Source organism: Paenibacillus sp. E194, assembly GCF_000935845.1.
GTDB lineage: Bacteria > Bacillota > Bacilli > Paenibacillales > Paenibacillaceae > Paenibacillus_B > Paenibacillus_B alvei_B.
In genome coordinates this window covers 1-17,781 of record NZ_JMDX01000123.1, presented here as the reverse complement: position 1 = coordinate 17,781, position 17,781 = coordinate 1, and the positions used below count along the sequence as shown (strand labels likewise).

Annotated in this window: 21 protein-coding genes; all 21 read left to right on the top strand. The window is 48.3% G+C overall.

Annotated features, from left to right (window positions below):
- The first annotated feature begins 356 nt into the window (after window positions 1–356).
- Window positions 357–626, top strand: coding sequence for a YqhV family protein (locus tag AZ66_RS17170; protein WP_021261786.1), 270 nt, complete (start codon window positions 357–359; stop codon window positions 624–626).
- A 140-nt stretch (window positions 627–766) separates the two neighbouring features.
- Window positions 767–1,774, top strand: a complete 1,008-nt coding sequence (gene spoIIIAA, locus AZ66_RS17165; RefSeq protein ID WP_021261785.1) for a stage III sporulation protein AA — start codon at window positions 767–769, stop codon at window positions 1,772–1,774.
- Window positions 1,758–2,291, top strand: a complete 534-nt coding sequence (gene spoIIIAB, locus AZ66_RS17160) for a stage III sporulation protein SpoIIIAB (protein ID WP_231586916.1) — start codon at window positions 1,758–1,760, stop codon at window positions 2,289–2,291. Before spoIIIAA ends, spoIIIAB begins: the two co-directional genes overlap by 17 nt.
- An 11-nt stretch (window positions 2,292–2,302) precedes the next feature.
- Window positions 2,303–2,506, top strand: a complete 204-nt coding sequence (gene spoIIIAC / locus AZ66_RS17155; protein WP_005546700.1) for a stage III sporulation protein AC — start codon at window positions 2,303–2,305, stop codon at window positions 2,504–2,506.
- 32 nt (window positions 2,507–2,538) lie between these two features.
- Window positions 2,539–2,928 carry a stage III sporulation protein AD gene (gene spoIIIAD / locus AZ66_RS17150; RefSeq protein ID WP_021261783.1) on the top strand — a complete coding sequence of 130 codons (390 nt, stop codon included), beginning with the start codon at window positions 2,539–2,541 and terminating at the stop codon, window positions 2,926–2,928.
- A 22-nt stretch (window positions 2,929–2,950) separates the two neighbouring features.
- Complete coding sequence (gene spoIIIAE, locus AZ66_RS17145; RefSeq protein ID WP_044355940.1) at window positions 2,951–4,228, top strand: stage III sporulation protein AE; 1,278 nt, start codon at window positions 2,951–2,953, stop codon at window positions 4,226–4,228.
- Window positions 4,229–4,256: 28 nt separating this feature from the next.
- On the top strand, window positions 4,257–5,072 hold the full coding sequence (gene spoIIIAF / locus AZ66_RS17140) for a stage III sporulation protein AF (RefSeq protein WP_044355939.1): 816 nt from the start codon (window positions 4,257–4,259) through the stop codon (window positions 5,070–5,072).
- A 130-nt stretch (window positions 5,073–5,202) separates the two neighbouring features.
- Complete coding sequence (spoIIIAG, locus tag AZ66_RS17135; RefSeq protein WP_044355938.1) at window positions 5,203–5,871, top strand: stage III sporulation protein AG; 669 nt, start codon at window positions 5,203–5,205, stop codon at window positions 5,869–5,871.
- Window positions 5,872–5,918: 47 nt separating this feature from the next.
- Entirely contained in the window at window positions 5,919–6,671 is a 753-nt protein-coding gene (locus AZ66_RS17130) for a SpoIIIAH-like family protein (RefSeq protein ID WP_044355936.1), read from the top strand.
- A 416-nt stretch (window positions 6,672–7,087) separates the two neighbouring features.
- Window positions 7,088–7,588: an acetyl-CoA carboxylase biotin carboxyl carrier protein gene (gene accB, locus AZ66_RS17125; protein WP_028533131.1), complete on the top strand. Its 501-nt coding sequence runs from the start codon at window positions 7,088–7,090 to the stop codon at window positions 7,586–7,588.
- A gap of 48 nt (window positions 7,589–7,636) precedes the next feature.
- Window positions 7,637–8,980: an acetyl-CoA carboxylase biotin carboxylase subunit gene (gene accC / locus AZ66_RS17120; RefSeq protein WP_021261778.1), complete on the top strand. Its 1,344-nt coding sequence runs from the start codon at window positions 7,637–7,639 to the stop codon at window positions 8,978–8,980.
- A 106-nt stretch (window positions 8,981–9,086) separates the two neighbouring features.
- Complete coding sequence (locus AZ66_RS17115; protein ID WP_044355935.1) at window positions 9,087–9,497, top strand: Asp23/Gls24 family envelope stress response protein; 411 nt, start codon at window positions 9,087–9,089, stop codon at window positions 9,495–9,497.
- Window positions 9,498–9,564: 67 nt separating this feature from the next.
- Window positions 9,565–10,104, top strand: a complete 540-nt coding sequence (amaP, locus tag AZ66_RS17110; protein ID WP_021261777.1) for an alkaline shock response membrane anchor protein AmaP — start codon at window positions 9,565–9,567, stop codon at window positions 10,102–10,104.
- 15 nt (window positions 10,105–10,119) lie between these two features.
- Window positions 10,120–10,350, top strand: a complete 231-nt coding sequence (locus AZ66_RS17105; RefSeq protein WP_021252980.1) for a DUF2273 domain-containing protein — start codon at window positions 10,120–10,122, stop codon at window positions 10,348–10,350.
- A 230-nt stretch (window positions 10,351–10,580) separates the two neighbouring features.
- Window positions 10,581–11,057: a transcription antitermination factor NusB gene (nusB, locus tag AZ66_RS17100; protein ID WP_044355934.1), complete on the top strand. Its 477-nt coding sequence runs from the start codon at window positions 10,581–10,583 to the stop codon at window positions 11,055–11,057.
- 53 nt (window positions 11,058–11,110) lie between these two features.
- Window positions 11,111–11,980, top strand: a complete 870-nt coding sequence (gene folD / locus AZ66_RS17095; protein ID WP_442950302.1) for a bifunctional methylenetetrahydrofolate dehydrogenase/methenyltetrahydrofolate cyclohydrolase FolD — start codon at window positions 11,111–11,113, stop codon at window positions 11,978–11,980.
- A 42-nt stretch (window positions 11,981–12,022) separates the two neighbouring features.
- Window positions 12,023–13,378 (top strand): exodeoxyribonuclease VII large subunit, encoded by a 1,356-nt coding sequence (gene xseA, locus AZ66_RS17090; RefSeq protein WP_082061634.1) that lies wholly within the window; start codon window positions 12,023–12,025, stop codon window positions 13,376–13,378.
- A gap of 5 nt (window positions 13,379–13,383) precedes the next feature.
- Window positions 13,384–13,644, top strand: a complete 261-nt coding sequence (xseB, locus tag AZ66_RS17085) for an exodeoxyribonuclease VII small subunit (RefSeq protein ID WP_021261773.1) — start codon at window positions 13,384–13,386, stop codon at window positions 13,642–13,644.
- Window positions 13,610–14,551, top strand: coding sequence for a polyprenyl synthetase family protein (locus AZ66_RS17080; RefSeq protein ID WP_082061633.1), 942 nt, complete (start codon window positions 13,610–13,612; stop codon window positions 14,549–14,551). Before xseB ends, AZ66_RS17080 begins: the two co-directional genes overlap by 35 nt.
- A gap of 749 nt (window positions 14,552–15,300) precedes the next feature.
- Window positions 15,301–15,927 (top strand): hypothetical protein, encoded by a 627-nt coding sequence (locus AZ66_RS17075; RefSeq protein WP_021261771.1) that lies wholly within the window; start codon window positions 15,301–15,303, stop codon window positions 15,925–15,927.
- Window positions 15,908–17,781: 1-deoxy-D-xylulose-5-phosphate synthase (gene dxs / locus AZ66_RS17070; protein WP_044355933.1), on the top strand; the 1,874-nt coding region annotated here is incomplete at its 3' end. The genes AZ66_RS17075 and dxs, both read left to right, overlap by 20 nt.

The window sequence follows — 17,781 nt, the reverse complement described above, 5'->3', positions numbered from 1 at the left end:
ATTCCTTTGTCCATGACCATCGTCATTCCCGCGGTACGCGGCTTCGCAGTGCGTATTCCGCTTGGATCAATTAATCGACTCGGCCAACAGCCAACTTGGTTGTCAGTGAAGCTCATGGTTTACAATCTCCCTCATCTCATGAAGATAGTCAAACTATGAAGTCAATATATGCATACCTCACCTGACAGGTGCCTAGTTGCCTGTATGAGCAGCGTCTATCTGCCAGATTCTCGCGATCTACTGCTCTAAACAAGTCTTGTCCTGCATACAATGTGTCAATATGCGTATGGTACAGGCTGCGTCACTTGGATCGCTTGATGTTTCCGATTCATGATTGTGTACAGGAGGGGAGAACGGTGACGATTGATAAGTTCGTCGCGAGTATGGCGGGACTGCGCATTCTGTCTGGATCTCTGGAGATTGCTGTAGCCCTCATTATGTTGAAAGTAAATGATACCGAGAAGGCGCTTGCCGTCAATTCATTGCTCGCTCTTGTAGGGCCGCTCGTGCTTATTACAACGACCACAATTGGGCTGATCGGCATAGCAGACAAGTTGAATTGGACGAAGATTGCCTGGATTGTTGCTGGTGTTACGTGCTTGCTTATCGGCATTTTGAAGAAGTAGTGGACGGGGGTATAGGGATCAATCGGTACTAGTCCCATCGAGGTGCATATTTGCCGGACAAGGGTCATACATATGGGATACACAAGGTAGCACCTTATTTCCCTTAAAATAATGAGGATGACCCAAGGAGGATGGGAGAGATGAATGTATACAGCTGGTCAGCGGTGCTGCCTCCCGCGCTTCGTTCTATCTTGCTGAGCTTGCCTGAACGCATCTTAGGTGAATTGGAAGAAGTGAGAATCCGACAAGAGCGCCCGCTAGAAGTCAGTGCAGCGGGGGAATTTTATTTTGTGACTAGGGAAGGCACATTGACTGATAAGCCTGATACAGCCTATCGTCCCAACCGCGAAGATAGCCTTCAGTTGCTTGACTATGTAACGAATCATTCTCTGTATACGATGGAGGAAGAGCTTCGGCGTGGGTTCATTACGGTAGCTGGTGGACATCGAATTGGACTAGCGGGTCGGACTGTGCTGACGCAAGGAAGGGTTAGTCATCTTCGGGATATAACGGGCTTCAACTTGCGTATTGCCCGAGAAGTAATGGGCATAGCCGACGACATTATTCCACAACTGCTTGATTTCAAGCATCGGACAATCCATAGCACACTTGTCGTATCCCCTCCACAGCATGGGAAGACAACCCTGCTGCGAGATATGGCTCGGGCTATCTCCTCTGGCTGCTGGAATCATCCACAGGCGCTCTGGAAGGCGCTTAAGGTAGGCATAGTAGATGAGCGTTCTGAAATTGCCGGTTGTACGAAGGGAGTGCCTAGTTACCATCTAGGCTATCGAACAGATGTCATAGATGGGTGCCCGAAGGCGGAAGGATTAATGATGTTTATTCGTTCTATGTCTCCTGATGTGCTCGTTGTGGATGAATTCGGCAGAGAAGAAGATTACGAGGCGATGCGAGAGGCCATACATGCTGGCGTAAGGATGATTGCGTCTGTTCATGGATCGGACGCAGAGGATGTGATTCGACGTCCTGGAATGGCATCCTTGCTTGATGGAGGGGGATTTACTCGGGTTGTTACGCTGCGGAGGACAGCTAGACAGTGGCAGCGGAAGGTGTACGACGGCAAGCTGCGAGCGCTTCAGCCCAGCATCGTAACGAATGTGCAGGGAGGAGGTGGGTACCACGTATAAATTGCTAGGAGCAGCAATTCTCGTTGCGGCAGCAGCGGGGATAGGTTGGGTTCAAGCGGCTGCATATGCGGCTAGACCAAAGCAGCTTCGGCTGCTGCACCATGCACTGGCTCGATTGGAAACCGCAATAATATACGGGCACACCCCGCTATCGGCAGCATTTCACGATATTGCACAGCAAATGCCCCCTGTACTGCGCGATATATTCCTCAGCGCATCACAAGCAATGGAACATTCCGCAGCACAATCATTTACGGCAAGGGAAGCTTGGGAGCAAGCATGGGAACGATATGGCAGCAATACCTCGCTAACGAAGGAAGACCTCCGAATTATTAAGGAACTTGGGTTTACGCTTGGAATTAGTGATCGAGAGGATCAGAGCAAGCATATCAAGCTTGCGATTAAGCAGCTGGAGCAAGAGGAGTGGAGCGCTCGGGAAGATCATAGCCGCTATGGCAAAATGACTCGCAGTCTAGGTGTGCTAGCTGGTTTGCTCGTTGTAATTTTGATGTATTGAGGTGCCAGAAGATGAATGTAGATGTCAGCGCCATTTTTCAAATTGCCGGAATCGGTATTATCATCGCGATGATTCACACCGTGCTGAAGCAAATGGGAAAGGAAGATATGGCTCATTGGGTGACGGTCATCGGCTTTGTTGTGGTCTTGTTCATGGTCGTTCGCTTGCTGGATCACTTATTCCAAGAGATTAAAACCATCTTCTTATTTCAATAAAATTACGGTAGGTATACAGGTCAGGTGATTTCATGGAAATCATTCAAGTTGTAGGACTCGGGCTTCTGGCGACCATTCTAGTATTGGTTGTCAAAGAGCAGAAGCCGATGTTCGCGTTTATCATTTCAACCTTTGCTGGAATCGCCATTTTTCTGTTCTTGATTGGGAAGATCGAAGTTGTCATTCAAGTGCTGGAGGACTTGGCCGATCGCTCGGGAATTCAGCCCATTTATTTGAAGACGATATTGAAAATGATTGGCATCGCCTATATTGCAGAGTTCGGCGCTCAGATTGTTCGGGATGCAGGACAGGAAGGGATCGCATCTAAGATAGAGCTTGCTGGGAAGGTGCTGATCATGGTACTGGCTATCCCGATCATAAGCGTCATTATCGAGACAGTAATGAAGCTTCTTCCTGCTTAACGTGAGGTAAGGTGGAGTACGAATGAACCGAATTCAATTGCAAGAACGGCATTGGAACATGATCTATAGGAAGCGGGTATGGCTCCTGTTGCTGCTGTGCGTGTTGTTCGCCAGCGTGGGTACGGCATTCGCTGCTCCTGCGATAGAAGACAAGCAGGTGATACAGCCGCAGCAGCTCCAAGAAGAAGTGCCCGCCAGACCCGCCGCGACAGAAGCATGGATCGAGCAGCAGACGAAGCGATTACAGACGGGCGAGGTGGAGCGATACTGGAATGATCTGCTCGTCAAGTATGGGGGGTACTTTCCTAGAGATGCCATGCCAGATTTTGTTGATCTGCTGCTTCCTGGCGGTGAGAAGCTGACAGTCAGCAATGTGTTCAAGGCTATCGGGAAATTTATGCTGCAAGAAGTGTTTATGAATGGCAAGTTAATTGTCACGATTGTCATACTCGTCGTATTCAGCATGGTGCTGGAAACGCTGCAGACCGCCTTCGAGCGCAACACAGTCAGTAAAATTGCCTACACGATTTCTTATATGGTCATCATTATTCTGGCTATTAACAGCTTCCAGATCGCAATCGGCTTCGCCAAGGAAGCAATATCAAGCATGATTAACTTTATGATGGCGATGGTGCCCTTGCTTCTAACCCTGCTGGCTTCAATGGGGAATGTTGTGACCGTTACAGTCATGCATCCGCTCATCATCTTTATGGTTCATTTGGTCGGAACACTGATCTATGTCGGTGTATTTCCGCTTCTGTTCTTCTCAGCAATTCTGCATATTGTCAGTTCCATATCTGACAAATACAAGGTGACTCAACTGGCGAACTTGATGCGGAGCATCAGTGTGGGATTGCTAGGTGTGCTGCTAACGATCTTTCTGGGCGTTATCTCCGTGCAAGGAGCTACGAGCTCAGTCACTGATGGGGTATCTATTCGAACAGCCAAGTATATAACCGGCAATTTCGTTCCTGTAATTGGACGTGCATTTTCAGATGCAACGGATACCGTCATTTCCGCATCGCTGCTCGTAAAAAATGCGGTTGGGTTGTCAGGTGTCATTATTTTGCTGTTTTTATGTGCCTTCCCGGCAATCAAAATATTGACGCTTGCGTTAATCTATAATGCCTCGGCAGCCATTATGCAGCCGTTAGGAGATTCACCTGTGCTTGGGTGCCTGAAGACGATCGGCAAGAGCATGATCTATGTGTTTGCGGCTCTAGCTGCGGTCGGTCTCATGTTCTTTCTAGCAATTACGATTCTCATTACGGCAGGCAATGTGACGGTTATGATGCGCTAGGCCGCGCGGATGAAATGGAGTGAACGAAATGAGCTGGTTAAGTCAATGGATGAAAGAGATCATCATGATAGTTCTACTGGCAACGTTCATTGATCTGCTTCTGCCCAATCGCTCGATGCAGCGCTACGTCAAGCTGATGCTTAGCTTAATTATTTTACTAACCTTATTATCACCTGTCCTTAAGTTGTTCGATGCAAGACTAGCAGATCAATTAGCAGGCGAATGGAACTCTACGTTGTCATCCACGTTAACTGCAGAGCGAAATCAGTCAACGAGTGTAACCGAAATCCGAAGACAAGGAGAGTTGCTAGCCCGTGAGCAGGAAGGCAGTGCGCTGCGGCTTGCAGAGGCGGAAATCGGCAATCAGATGAAAGAACAGCTTGCGCTTGCGTTTCGTCACAGTGTTCAAAATGCCAGCGATATGAAGAGGAACATCTCGGAGGAACCGGTACAAGTGGAGCAGTTGCAAGTCAAGCTTACCCGCAATGCGAAGGGGGAACCAATCATTGAACGGATAGAGCTTGCTCTTTCTACCGGACAGGCTGCTGTGAGCGAAACCGATTCTATAGATTTCGTTAAGACTGACGGCACAGTGGAGGCTGTGAAGCCGGTTCATCAAGTACAGATTCAATCAGACTTGATTGGACAAGAGGGCCAGGAGACGGGGCAGTCTCAGCAATCGAAGGATATCCCAGCATCAGGATACTCTGAACAGCTGGGGGAAGAGGCCGAACAGTATCGCAGCAAGATTGCGAATCAAGCGATACGCTCACTGATGACCTCTTGGATTGTGAATGCGGAGCAAATCAAGGTGGAGTGGAAACGAGTTGAACCAAAGCTGTAGGACAGCCATCCTTAGGTCATGCGCTCATGCAGGTGGAAATCATGAGAAAACAAGCATATTTTTTATACGGGAGCATATAGGTGAAATAGGACAAGTAAGCCAAGTCCATTCGATAACGAAGGAGTCGATCATGTTGGCGAAATGGTTGCAGCAGATTGAAACGTGGATCGGAAAAGGCAGCAACGGTTCCAAGCGCGTCCGTTCGTTCCGCTGGCTGCTCCTGCTCGGTCTTGTCGGCGCAGCGCTCATATTGTTCGGCTCGTTCCAGCCTCAAGGAAGCGGCGGAGGGTGGTTCGGGGGCAGAGGTAGCGCAGACAAAGAGCCTCCGACTGTCGGGGCCTTTGACTCGATGGAAACCAAGAATTCATCTGATAAGACTTCATCGAATGTATTCGAGTCCATTGAGCAGTCATTTGAAGCACGCGTCAAAGGCATTCTGGAGGGAATTGTCGGCGTCGGACAAGTTGATGTGCTTGTCACTATCGACTCCACAGAGGAACTGATTGTTCAGCGCAACTTCAAGGACAATCAGCAGCAGACCGAAGAGACAGATTCGAACGGCGGCAAGCGGCACACTACCCAATATACGCGCGATGGTCAAATCGTGACGCTGGAATCCTCGGGCAATCAAGCTCCAATTGTGACGAAGCGCATTAAGCCGAAGGTGCGGGGAGTCATAGTCGTTGCGAAAGGGGCAGAGAATGCGACGGTGAAGAAGATGGTCGTCGATGCTGTCGAGAAAGGCTTGAATGTACCGGCTTATCGGATATCGGTCGTTCCACGCAAAATTGCTCAATAAGTAAAAGTGTGAATGAGAACTGAATGAACATTAGGAGGTAATGAAGAATGAATACGAAAAGACAGACGATATGGTTAGTGTCTATGCTGAGCTTGATGGTCGTATTGTCCGCGTACTATTTGTTTACGGAAGACACATCAGCTCCAGCGAAGCAAACAGTAGACAATGTACGTTCAGAACAGACGTTGAAAGGCGATGCAACAGAAGTTGGGCAATTGCCGGAAATCAAAGTAACTGAGGTATCTACAGGGCATGGTGCTGATCCAAGCGGCAATGGCAAGGACGCTGCATCCCAAGCTAAGGAGAACAGCGGCCAGAGTGACGGAACTAATCCTTCTGCAACTAGCGCTGGCAAGGATGGGGAAGCCAAGGATGCTGGAAATGAGACTAGCGCCGCTACGAAGGAAGACCAGGAGAAGGCGATGCTGGACAAGGTTGAAGCAGAAGGTGTAATGAAGCGCAGCTCTATTGAAGAACTGCAAATGCAGCGTGCAGAGAAGTATCAGCAAGAGATGGAGAAACTCATGAGTGACCTGAACTCAACCAGCAGTGAGAAGACTGCAGCGATCCACGACGAAATGGGCAAACTGGAAGAGCACGAGACAAAATTAGCAAACCTGGAAACGGAGTTGCAGAAGCAATATCAGAGTGCAGTCATCACACAGGATAATGATAAATATCAAGTGCTTGTGCAGAGCAGTAAGCTGGAAGCCAAGGATGCTGTTGAAATTGTAGATAAAGTTATGAAGGACTTAAATGTGACTCAAGATAAGATTGTTGTAGAATATGTCAGTGAATAGCGAATGTACTCGAATCTAGCCCAGTTGCAAACTGGGCTCTTTCCATTTGGAACGATTATGTTATAATACTAACGTCTGTAGTTTGTCCTTTTTTGAGGTTGTTCAAAAAGACTGCTTACTTTTGAGAAAGCAACGGAAGGTCTCTCAGCATGGAATCTAGCATCAATCACAAGGGTTGTCGCATCGAATATGTCATTTCTTCTGCGGCAACACGGCACTCTGCTATGCATGCAGCTTAACAGCTACTTGTGCGCACTGCTGAACAGATTCGGTATTATATTCTGCATAGATAGCATGCGCTGAGCGTCCTTGCGGATCTCTGTTGCGGATTACCGCTCCCTTTTTGGACATGTATTTGCAGTATGAAACTACCTTGCTATAAGAGACTTATCAATTGTCACGAGGAGTGAAACATGTTGTTCAAGATTGGCGAAATCAAAGAACTGATCAAGCTGTTGGACCAAACTTCCGTGCAGGAATTGGAAATCGAGAACGAAGGTTATCGTCTTTCCATTCGCAAGCCCGGCAAGACTGAAGTCATTAGTGTTCAGCCAGCTCCTGCACAGCCTACATATACCCCGGTTCCAACTGTACCTGCACAGCCAGCAGCTGCAGTTGAGACAGCTCCTGCACAGCCAGCAGTAGATGTTGTTGCCGACACGAAGGAGCAGGCGGGATTGCATAAGATTGTGTCTCCGATGGTAGGTACATTCTATCGTGCTTCTTCACCAGACACGCCTCCATTCGTGAATACGGGAGATAAAATTAACGAGAAATCGGTCGTATGTATTTTGGAAGCGATGAAGCTGATGAATGAACTCTTAGCTGAAGTCAAAGGCGAAATTGTTGAGATTCTTGTAGAAAATGGCCAGTTGGTTGAATTCGGCCAGCCTTTATTCTTGGTGAAGCTGGATTAGTGGATGGTGTCATCCCGAACAGATGTAAAGCCAAGGAGGATTAAAACATTGAAATTTCAGAAGATTCTAATTGCTAACCGTGGTGAAATCGCTGTTCGTATCATTCGTGCTTGCCGTGAACTTGGAATTGCAACGGTTGCAGTTTACTCGGAAGCCGATCGTGATTCACTTCATGTACGTCTTGCAGATGAAGCGTACTGTATTGGGCCTACATCTTCCAAAGACAGTTACTTGAACTTTACGAATATAATGAGTGTTGCTACATTGACAGAATGTGATGCAGTACATCCTGGCTATGGTTTTTTGGCGGAGAATGCTGACTTTGCTGATATTTGCGAGTCATGCGGCATTACATTCATTGGTCCTTCTTCCGATGCGATTGAACGTATGGGAGACAAGGCTGTAGCGAAGCAAACGATGAGGGATGCAGGAGTTCCTGTCATTCCTGGTTCTGACGGTCTCGTTGAGAATATCGAAGAAGCTCTTATGATCGCACGCGACATCGGTTATCCTGTCATCATTAAGGCAACTGCCGGCGGCGGTGGCAAAGGGATCCGAATTGCGGATGATGAAGAGATGCTGGTTAAGCAAATTACGACAGCACAACAGGAAGCGGAGAGAGCCTTCGGTAATGCTGGCGTTTATTTGGAGAAGTATTTAACGGGCATGAAGCATGTTGAAATCCAAATTATCGCAGACAAGCATGGTAATGCAGCTTATCTAGGCGAACGTGACTGCTCCGTGCAGCGCAGACGTCAGAAGCTGGTTGAGGAAGCTCCATGTCCAGTACTGACGCCAGATATTCGTATGAAGATGGGCGAGGCAGCTGTACGTGCTGCACTCGCTGTTGACTACTCGGGTGCAGGTACTTTGGAGTTTCTGTTCGGTCCAGACGGCAATTTCTACTTCATGGAGATGAATACCCGTATTCAGGTTGAACATCCTGTTACCGAGATGATAACTGGAATTGATCTTATCCAAGAGATGATCCATGTAGCAGAAGGCAATCCATTATCGTTCCGTCAAGAGGATGTTCAGCTTAATGGATGGGCGATTGAGTGCCGTGTTAACGCAGAAGACCCAGATCGCAACTTTATGCCTTCCGCAGGGCAAATTCAATTCTATTTGCCTCCAGGAGGAGCGGGTGTACGTGTGGATAGCGCAGCATATCCAGGTTGTGTTATTTCTCCGCACTATGATTCGATGATTGCGAAGCTGATTGTGTGGGCTCCTACTCGCGAACAAGCGATTGAACGTATGAAGCGTGCACTTGCGGAGTTCGCGATAGAAGGTATTCATACAACAATTCCGTTCCATCAACGGTTGCTGCGGCATCCGAAGTTCGAGCAAGGGGATTTCGATATTAAGTTCCTGGAAGAGCATGAAGTCTAGAACGTCATCATGAGTGATTTGTCATAAAAATAGACAAATGCTATAGTTATGATTATGACGGACAAGAACTGCCTCTTTTCAAAAAATAATGAGGAGTGTGTAACGGATGAATCAGACGATTATTCCGGAATTTGAGCGTACTGATCTTGGCAATATTCAGATTGCTCCTGATGTGATTGCAGTGATCGCTGGTCTAGCTACGATAGAAGTAGAAGGTGTAGCGGGTATGAGCGGTGGATTTGCAGGCGGTATTGCTGAATTACTTGGCCGTAAGAACTTGTCCAAAGGCGTTAAGGTTGAAGTTGGACAACGTGAAGCTGCAGTAGATGTGAACATCATCGTAGAATATGGTCGCCGCATTCCTGTGATTGCTGATGAGATTCAGCAGAACGTAAAGCGCTCCATTGAAATGATGACAGGACTTCATGTTATTGAAGTGAACGTGCATGTGCATGACGTGCATTTTAAGTCGCAAGAGAAACCGGAAGAAACGGAAGTATCTACGCGAGTGAAATAATGATGGCAGTAAACCCCCTCCTGGTGGCAGGGGGTTTACTGCCATTCCATGAGGAGGATCGTCAAGCGTGAGCAGAATTGTAGACAGACTGTTGTTGTTTGTGTATAGTTTGGTCATTGGTTCGTTATCGGTAGCAGCCATATTAGCTGCATTAGGCTTCATTCCCGAACGGCTTGATCCAACTCAGCCTCTATGGCTGCAAACAACAGTAATAGCGGTTGCGGCCGTTATTTTATTGCTTAGCGTCCGCTTCGTTTACGTTTCTATCCGTCGTGAGCGGAAGTCAATGTCATCGATTGATCAACGCACCGATATTGGTGATATTAAGATATCGATAGAAACGATCGAGAACGTGGCGTTGAAGGCAGCGTCGCGCGTCCGTGGTGTTAAGGACTTAAAGGCACGAATCCGCACCAATGAATCAGGGCTCGATATCACGATTCGCACCGTTGTGGACGGGGAGACGGCGATACCAAGCATGACGGAGGATGTTCAACGCCAGGTTCGCGATTATGTGCAGGAAATTACCGGAATACCGGTTTCTTACGTTTCGGTATACGTTGCAAATATTGTGCAGACGCAAACCTTTAAAGCGCGCGTTGAATAGGTGGTGAGCTGTCCGATGTGGAAGGAAATATGGGAGAGTCACGGCGGACGTCTACTCGGCGTCACGGCGGGCATTTTTTTTGGCATCTTGTATCTAATTGTTGGTTTTTGGGATATGCTATTTTTTGCACTTCTTGTATTCATCGGATTTGCAATCGGCAGACAGCGGGATCTAAAATTAGGCCCCCTGTTCCCGTTTCAGCGAATTGGAATGTGGATGTCTGAACGTTGGAGAAGGTTGAAGTAGTCCTATGGACGCTCCGAACGACTGCTTGACCGCCGGTTCTGGCCGACGGAAAGGAATCGGGGAGCTTCATAGGATTTTTTTCACAAATAAATCGTAAGTAGATGCATCGAAGTGCTTAAAATCGTAGTTACGTTGGCAATTGCCTTGATGAACAGTAGAGTGCATGCGCTAGTGAATTGAAGGAATACGAATTCGACATGTCGGATGCTTTACATGCAGGAGGATAAATCATGAAAAGACGCATCGCCAGAGAAATGGCTATTCAAAGTTTGTACCAGCTTGAAATGACAGAGGTAACGCCACATCAGGCCGTTGCTATGATTGTGCAAGAATCTGCACAAGACAATGAAATAGGTGTTAAGCATGAGCATGCGGAAGCCATGCATGCGCATGTATTGGAATGGGTACGAGCTACATGGGAGCATCACGTCGAGATCGACGAGCTTCTGGCACGTTATTTGAAAGGGTGGCACGTAGAGCGTTTGTCCAGAGTGGATAGACAGATCCTTCGTCTGGCTACGTACGAAATGAAATATCGCGATGATGTCCCCCCTAAAGTAGCGATCAATGAGGCCATCAATTTGGCGAAGCACTTTGGTACGGACGAGTCCGGGAAATTCGTCAATGGAGTTCTAGGGCAGATGATGCGTGAAATGGACGCAGCTTCCACTGCGGAAGTTGCAAAGGAAGAAACAACAGAAGAATAGAAGCAAGTTCAGCTTGGATGACAATGTCGAGTATTCGGATGGAGGCGCAGAGAATGATAACAGCAACTTTATTGGATGGTAAGGCATTATCCCGTACAATTCGTGAGGAGATTACAGCGGAGACCGCTGGGTTGAAGGACAAGGGTATACAGCCAGGGCTGGCTGTCGTCCTCGTTGGTGAGGACGCTGCTTCGCAAGTATATGTGAACAGCAAGCATAAGACATGCTTGGAGCTGGGCTTCAATTCGGAGGTACATCGTCTTCCGGCCAATACGTCTCAGGAAGAGCTGCTGGCTCTTGTTCATCGCTTGAATGAAGAACCTTCCATTCACGGAATTCTTGTTCAGCTTCCGTTGCCGAAGCATATTGATGAGAAGGCTGTCATCGATGCAATTGCCGTTGAGAAGGATGTGGATGGATTCCATCCTGTAAGTGTCGGTAATATGGTCATCGGAGATGACTCCTTATTGCCTTGTACGCCAGCAGGCATTATGGAAATGCTGAAACGCAACCAGATTGACGTTGCTGGCAAGCACGCTGTTGTCATTGGCAGAAGCAACATTGTAGGCAAACCGATATCTCTCCTTCTTCAACGTGAGAATGCAACGGTTACGATGTGCCATTCTCGGACTGTCAATATGAAGGAGATTACGAAACAGGCAGACATTTTGGTTGTTGCTATTGGTCGGGCTAACTTCGTGGATCGTTCTTATATTAAGCCAGGTGCAGTCATTATTGATGTGGGCATGAACCGCCTTGAGAACGGTAAGCTGGCTGGAGATGTTAACTTTGAGGATGTGAAGGAAATTTGCGGCCCGATTACACCTGTACCAGGCGGTGTAGGACCAATGACAATTACGATGCTCATGTTCAATACACTCAAGGCCGCCAAACGAATACATCACATTGCGCACAACGAATAGTTGTGCGCTGTCTGTCATTGGGAACGAAAGGGGGCAGACAATGTGTCCGACGATGCACGAATATTATCAATTAAAGAAGTAAACCGCTACATCCGCATGAAGATGGAGGGCGATACGAGGCTTCAGGATGTATGGCTTCGTGGAGAGATATCGAACTTCACACATCATTCAAGCGGGCATATGTATTTCACATTAAAAGATTCTGATAGCCGTATACGTACGATTATGTTTGCTTCACACAATCAGAAGCTGGCTTTTCGTCCGAAGGAAGGAACGAAGGTCATTGCTCGCGGCAATATTACGGTGTATGAACGGGATGGTCAATACCAGTTCTATGCGCTGCATATGCAGCCTGATGGAATTGGAAGTCTGTTTATGGCCTTTGAACAGTTGAAGGAGCGATTGAACGCGGAGGGATTGTTCGGGCAGGAACGCAAGCGAAGTATCCCGCGATATCCTGCTGCAATCGGCGTCATTACTTCGCCTACAGGTGCTGCTGTACGGGATATCCTCATTACGCTGCGCCGCCGCCAACCCGGTGTTGCAGTATTGCTCTACCCCGTATTGGTGCAAGGAACGCAGGCAGCTGGATCGATTGCACAGGCGATCGAGGCGATGAACCGCAGCGGCGAGGTGGACGTGCTGATTGTGGGCCGCGGCGGAGGATCCCTAGAAGAACTATGGGCATTCAATGAAGAAGTGGTTGCGCGAGCAATCGCTGCATCGACGATCCCAATCATCTCAGCGGTTGGACACGAGACTGATTTTACGATATCGGACTTCGTTGCCGATCTACGAGCTCCTACACCTACGGCTGCGGCTGAATTAGCGGTAGCGAACCGGGAAGAGCTCAGGCAGCATCTTACACATGTAAATCGCAGACTGCAATCGGCAATGAATCGCTTCTTGAATCAGAACCAGGAACGGTTGCTTCGGGCACAGCAATCTGTCGTGTTCCGCAAGCCTGAACATTTGATGATGAAGCATGCGGATAAGGTTGCACGCTTGCAGGAGCAGCTAACGTACCGGCTGCAGTTGACGCAAGGCCAATCTTCACAGCGATGGAAGGAACTACGCGGTCGATTGCGCGAACAGACGCCTGTACATCAAGTGCGCGCTGCACGCAAACGGTTGGATGGCAATCAACATCAACTCGTTCAGTCGATGGCTGCAATCACGAAGCAGAAGCGGATGGAGACAGCTGCAATGATTAGACAGTTGGACGCGCTGAGCCCTCTTAAGATTATGTCAAGAGGGTATAGTCTTGTGTATGATGAACAGGAGGCGAAGCTGATCCGCTCGATCGAAGAAGTGCAGCCTGGAGACGTAGTACGGGTGAAATTATCGGATGGCCAATTGGATTGTCACGTATGGTCGATGAAAGGAGAGCGTGAATAACTCTCATGGAAAATAAAGAGACTATTGATCAATTAAGCTTCGAGGCGGCGATGGATAAGCTGGAAGAGATCGTTGCCAAACTAGAAAGCGGAGACGCGCCTCTTGAACAATCAATTGAGTTGTTCCAAGAAGGAATGATGCTCTCTAAGCTTTGTTCAGAGAAGCTGGAACAAGTTGAACGCAAGATAGAGATGGTAACCGAGCAGAACGGCGAATGGAAGCGTCAGCCGTATGCAACAGAGGAGACGGGTGATTCGATTGATTAATTATCAATCGGCTGGAGTATTTGCCGATTATGTGAAACAGCAGGCAGCTCGGATTGAATCGATACTGCCGAAGATGCTGGATAGCAAGCGCAATACTCCTGAGCCGCTAACACAATCGATGCATTATTCGTTAATGGCAGGCGGCAAGCGGCTGCGGCCAGTATGTGTGTTAATGGCTTGTGATAGCTTAGGAGGCAACACACGCGCAGCGGAGCCGGTAGCATGTGCCATCGAGATGATTCATACGTACTCATTGGTACATGATGATCTGCCTGCAATGGATGATGATGATCTTCGCCGCGGCAAGCCGACTAATCATAAAATCTATGGTGAGGCCATGGCAATTCTCGCTGGAGACGGTCTGTTGACTCAGGCTTTCTACTGTATTGTACAGAGCACACGCCAGCATGGTGTTGCGGCTGAGGTATCCTTGTCTATTGTAGAGGAACTGGCCAAGTATGCAGGCATGAACGGGATGGTCGGTGGGCAGGCTGCTGATATGCTCGGCGAGCAAGGGATTACGATGTTGGATCAGCTGGAATACATCCATCTGCATAAGACAAGTGATCTTATTGTATTCTCCCTCCGCGCAGGCGGGCGGATTGGTGGTGCATCGGAACAGCAGCTGCAAGCGCTGACGACCTATGGTTATAAGCTTGGGCTCGCCTTTCAAATTCAAGATGATATTTTGGATGTCATCGGAGATGAAGCCATGCTGGGCAAGCCGAAGGGAAGCGATGAGAAGAGCGGGAAGGTTACTTATCCGTACTTCATTGGCCTTGAAGAATCGAGACAGGAAGTGGAACGCTTGACTGAGGAAGCGAAGGCTGCAATTGCGAATGCAGGATTCCAAAAGCCTGAGCTATTGCTTGGCATGGCAGATTATTTGATGAAGCGAGACCATTAATTGGCGAGTATTTAGGCGCTATTTATGATATAATAGGCCTTGCGTAGAGTGGTGCAGTATTCTAGTCGGCTTACCAACGTTGAAGGCGGGCCTAAAAATTCGCTAAAGGGCACATCGATGAAGTTCCTGGTGTTGGCTTTCGACGCCCAGTCGGGGGCTGATGCTGGGAGTTAAGGTTGTGGGGCGATCCACAATGGCATGTGGGCGTTGACCCCGCTTCCGCGGAGGCCCAAGTGCGTGGTATGACGCCCTCGAGCGTCGCATTACGGCTTGGGGTATGAACCTACATTACGAGTCGCACATTGCAATTCTTCTTTCTATTATGAAGCGTGATGTACGTACCCGGCTTGTTTGTAGCGTAGCCTGCCTTGAGTGAGTCTGCGGGGATTGCGGATGTGTAGATTCGGTGGACTTCGGCCAAAGAACGCATGAATCGTATGCCGTATGAAATCTGGCTTGCAAAAGAGGCTAGGGGTTGGTTCAGGGCTGCTCGAGGAAAACTCCTAGACTGTTCACTTGCGTGAAGCTTCTTAAGGATTATAGTGTGGACTAAGTGGTAATTCAGTCTGGCGATTGGCGACAACGTCAAGGCGCTCTTAATTGGAAACGGCCTGCTCGGCGACGAGGAGGCGAGCACCTGGGAAAACCTACTGGACCTAAGCCATAGCGTTTACTTGAGAAGTTGCCACTCTCAACTTTACGTACTGATCAGACAGTTCTAACACATAAAGGATGGAACATCACATACAATGAAATTCTCTTTCAAACATTCCGTTCGGTGGAGCGTATTTATTTTCATCGTCACATTTGCTCTAGCTGCTATTTTTTCCGTCGTATCGACTTCGATGCTGGAGGGAGTAGGCTGGGGCATCGGGATGGTGATCGTGCTCCTACTCGTGCTCATCGGGGTGTTTTTTGATATGATGGGGTTATCTGCAGCGGCAGCGAAGGAGACACCTTTTCACGCTATGGCTTCTGAGAAGGTTGCTGGCGCGAAGCAGGCGATCGCAATCGTTCGTAACGCAGACCGATTCTCCAACTTCTGTAATGACGTGATCGGCGATATGACTGGAGTAATCAGTGGGTCGGCCACAGCAATAGTCGTTACGAACTTGTTATATTCGATGGATGCTGACTCCGCAGTAATGAAGACGGTAACGAGCGTTGTCTTCACAGGACTCGTATCAGCATTGACGGTTGGCGGGAAGGCACTCGGAAAATCCTTTGCTATTTATTACGCCACTCCGATCGTCCTGCTAATTGGGAAGTGTTTCTACGTGTTGGAGACGAAGTTCAAAATTTCATTCTTCACCGTGAAACGCAGCAAATCGAAACAACGAAAGCGAGGGAAATCCCGTGCTGCTCGAACAGATTAATCAACCTAGTGACTTGAAGCAGTTGTCTAAGGATCAACTGGAGCCGCTAGCGGCCGAAATTCGTCAATTCTTAATTGAAAAGCTGGCAGTGACCGGAGGTCATCTAGCATCTAACTTGGGAATTGTTGAGCTAACTCTTGCCCTACATTACTACTATGACAGTCCGAAGGACAAAATGTTATACGACGTTGGCCATCAAGCCTACGTACACAAAATATTAACCGGACGCAAGGATCAGTTCGATACATTGCGCCAATATAAAGGTTTATGCGGCTTTGTGAAGCGTGCAGAGAGCGAACACGATGTATGGGAAGCCGGACACAGCAGTACGTCTTTGTCCGCCGCAATGGGGATGGCATTGTCCCGTGACCTGCAAGGTCAGGATAATCGGGTAGTCGCAATCATTGGAGACGGTGCGCTCACAGGCGGTATGGCGCTGGAAGCATTGAACCATATCGGCCATGAAAAGCGCAAGTTGATGGTTGTGCTGAATGACAACGAAATGTCCATTGCGCCAAATGTAGGAGCATTACATAATTATTTGTGTAAAATTCGCTCTGACCGCAACTATAAAAAAGCCAAAGAAGAAGTTGAACAGCTGCTCAAGAAAATTCCGGCTATTGGCGGTAAGCTGGCCAAAACGGCAGAACGCGTGAAGGACGGACTTAAATACCTAGTCGTCTCCGGCATGCTGTTCGAAGAATTCGGCTTGAAATATTTTGGTCCTGTAGACGGTCATGATATTGATAAGCTTCTGGACATTTTTCAGCAGGCAGACCGTATCGATGGACCGGTTCTCGTCCATGTTGTAACCCGCAAAGGGAAAGGATATTCACCAGCTGAAGCCGATTCCCATAAATGGCATGGAGCGACACCTTATAAGATTGAATCCGGTCAACCCCTTAAATCAGTGGGCACACCGAATTACACCGATATTTTCAGTGATGTGCTCATTGAGCTTGCTGAGCAAGACGAGCGAATCGTAGCAGTAACACCTGCAATGCCAGGCGGATCAGGCCTCCTGAAGTTCGAGAAGCTGTATCCGAACCGGATGATTGATGTGGGTATTGCTGAACAGCATGCAGCAACGATGTGCGCCGCTATGGCCATGGAAGGAATGAAGCCTGTATTTGCGGTGTATTCAACCTTCTTGCAGCGTGCGTACGATCAGGTTGTTCATGATATTTGCCGTCAACAAGCTAATGTCATCTTTGCAATTGACCGAGCGGGCTTCGTAGGTCCAGATGGGGAGACGCATCAAGGGGTATATGATATACCATTCTTGCGTCATATCCCGAATATGGTCATTATGATGCCGAAGGACGAGAATGAGCTTCGTCATATGATGAAGACGGCTGTTGATTATGACGCAGGCCCGATTGCCGTTCGCTATCCGCGTAATGCAGTTGTAGGGGTGACAATGGACACCGAATTGAGCCCGATTCCAATAGGAACGTGGGAAAACGTTCGAAATGGAGATTCAGCGGCTGTGCTGGCTATCGGTCCGATGGTACAGGTTGCAGAGGAAGCAGCAGAGTTGTTGCGCAAAGAAGGCATTCGTATTCGAGTGATTAATGCCAGATTTGTTAAGCCGCTTGATGACGAGATGCTGCATCAGCTAGGGAAGGATCGCATTCCGGTAATCGTGTTGGAAGAAAGCTCGGCAATCGGAGGTTTAGGTAGTGCTGTACTGGAATGGTATGCTAACCATGGCATTTACGATATGAGAGTGAAGCCAATTGGGGTTCCTGACTGCTTCGTTGAACATGGTAGCATTAATGAACAGCGGAATGAAGTTGGCTTAACGCCTGAAACGAATTGTGAAAGGAAGTTCATTCGATGTTATTCGCAACA

What these genes read in the sequence shown, in the direction of transcription:
- spoIIIAA (WP_021261785.1), top strand. Translation starts at nt 767, where the DNA reads ATGAATGTATACAGCTGGTCAGCGGTGCTGCCTCCCGCGCTTCGTTCT.
- spoIIIAC (WP_005546700.1), top strand. Translation starts at nt 2,303, where the DNA reads ATGAATGTAGATGTCAGCGCCATTTTTCAAATTGCCGGAATCGGTATT.
- spoIIIAD (WP_021261783.1), top strand. Translation starts at nt 2,539, where the DNA reads ATGGAAATCATTCAAGTTGTAGGACTCGGGCTTCTGGCGACCATTCTA.
- spoIIIAE (WP_044355940.1), top strand. Translation starts at nt 2,951, where the DNA reads ATGAACCGAATTCAATTGCAAGAACGGCATTGGAACATGATCTATAGG.
- spoIIIAF (WP_044355939.1), top strand. Translation starts at nt 4,257, where the DNA reads ATGAGCTGGTTAAGTCAATGGATGAAAGAGATCATCATGATAGTTCTA.
- spoIIIAG (WP_044355938.1), top strand. Translation starts at nt 5,203, where the DNA reads ATGTTGGCGAAATGGTTGCAGCAGATTGAAACGTGGATCGGAAAAGGC.
- AZ66_RS17130 (WP_044355936.1), top strand. Translation starts at nt 5,919, where the DNA reads ATGAATACGAAAAGACAGACGATATGGTTAGTGTCTATGCTGAGCTTG.
- AZ66_RS17115 (WP_044355935.1), top strand. Translation starts at nt 9,087, where the DNA reads ATGAATCAGACGATTATTCCGGAATTTGAGCGTACTGATCTTGGCAAT.
- AZ66_RS17105 (WP_021252980.1), top strand. Translation starts at nt 10,120, where the DNA reads ATGTGGAAGGAAATATGGGAGAGTCACGGCGGACGTCTACTCGGCGTC.
- nusB (WP_044355934.1), top strand. Translation starts at nt 10,581, where the DNA reads ATGAAAAGACGCATCGCCAGAGAAATGGCTATTCAAAGTTTGTACCAG.
- folD (WP_442950302.1), top strand. Translation starts at nt 11,111, where the DNA reads ATGATAACAGCAACTTTATTGGATGGTAAGGCATTATCCCGTACAATT.
- xseB (WP_021261773.1), top strand. Translation starts at nt 13,384, where the DNA reads ATGGAAAATAAAGAGACTATTGATCAATTAAGCTTCGAGGCGGCGATG.
- AZ66_RS17080 (WP_082061633.1), top strand. Translation starts at nt 13,610, where the DNA reads ATGCAACAGAGGAGACGGGTGATTCGATTGATTAATTATCAATCGGCT.
- AZ66_RS17075 (WP_021261771.1), top strand. Translation starts at nt 15,301, where the DNA reads ATGAAATTCTCTTTCAAACATTCCGTTCGGTGGAGCGTATTTATTTTC.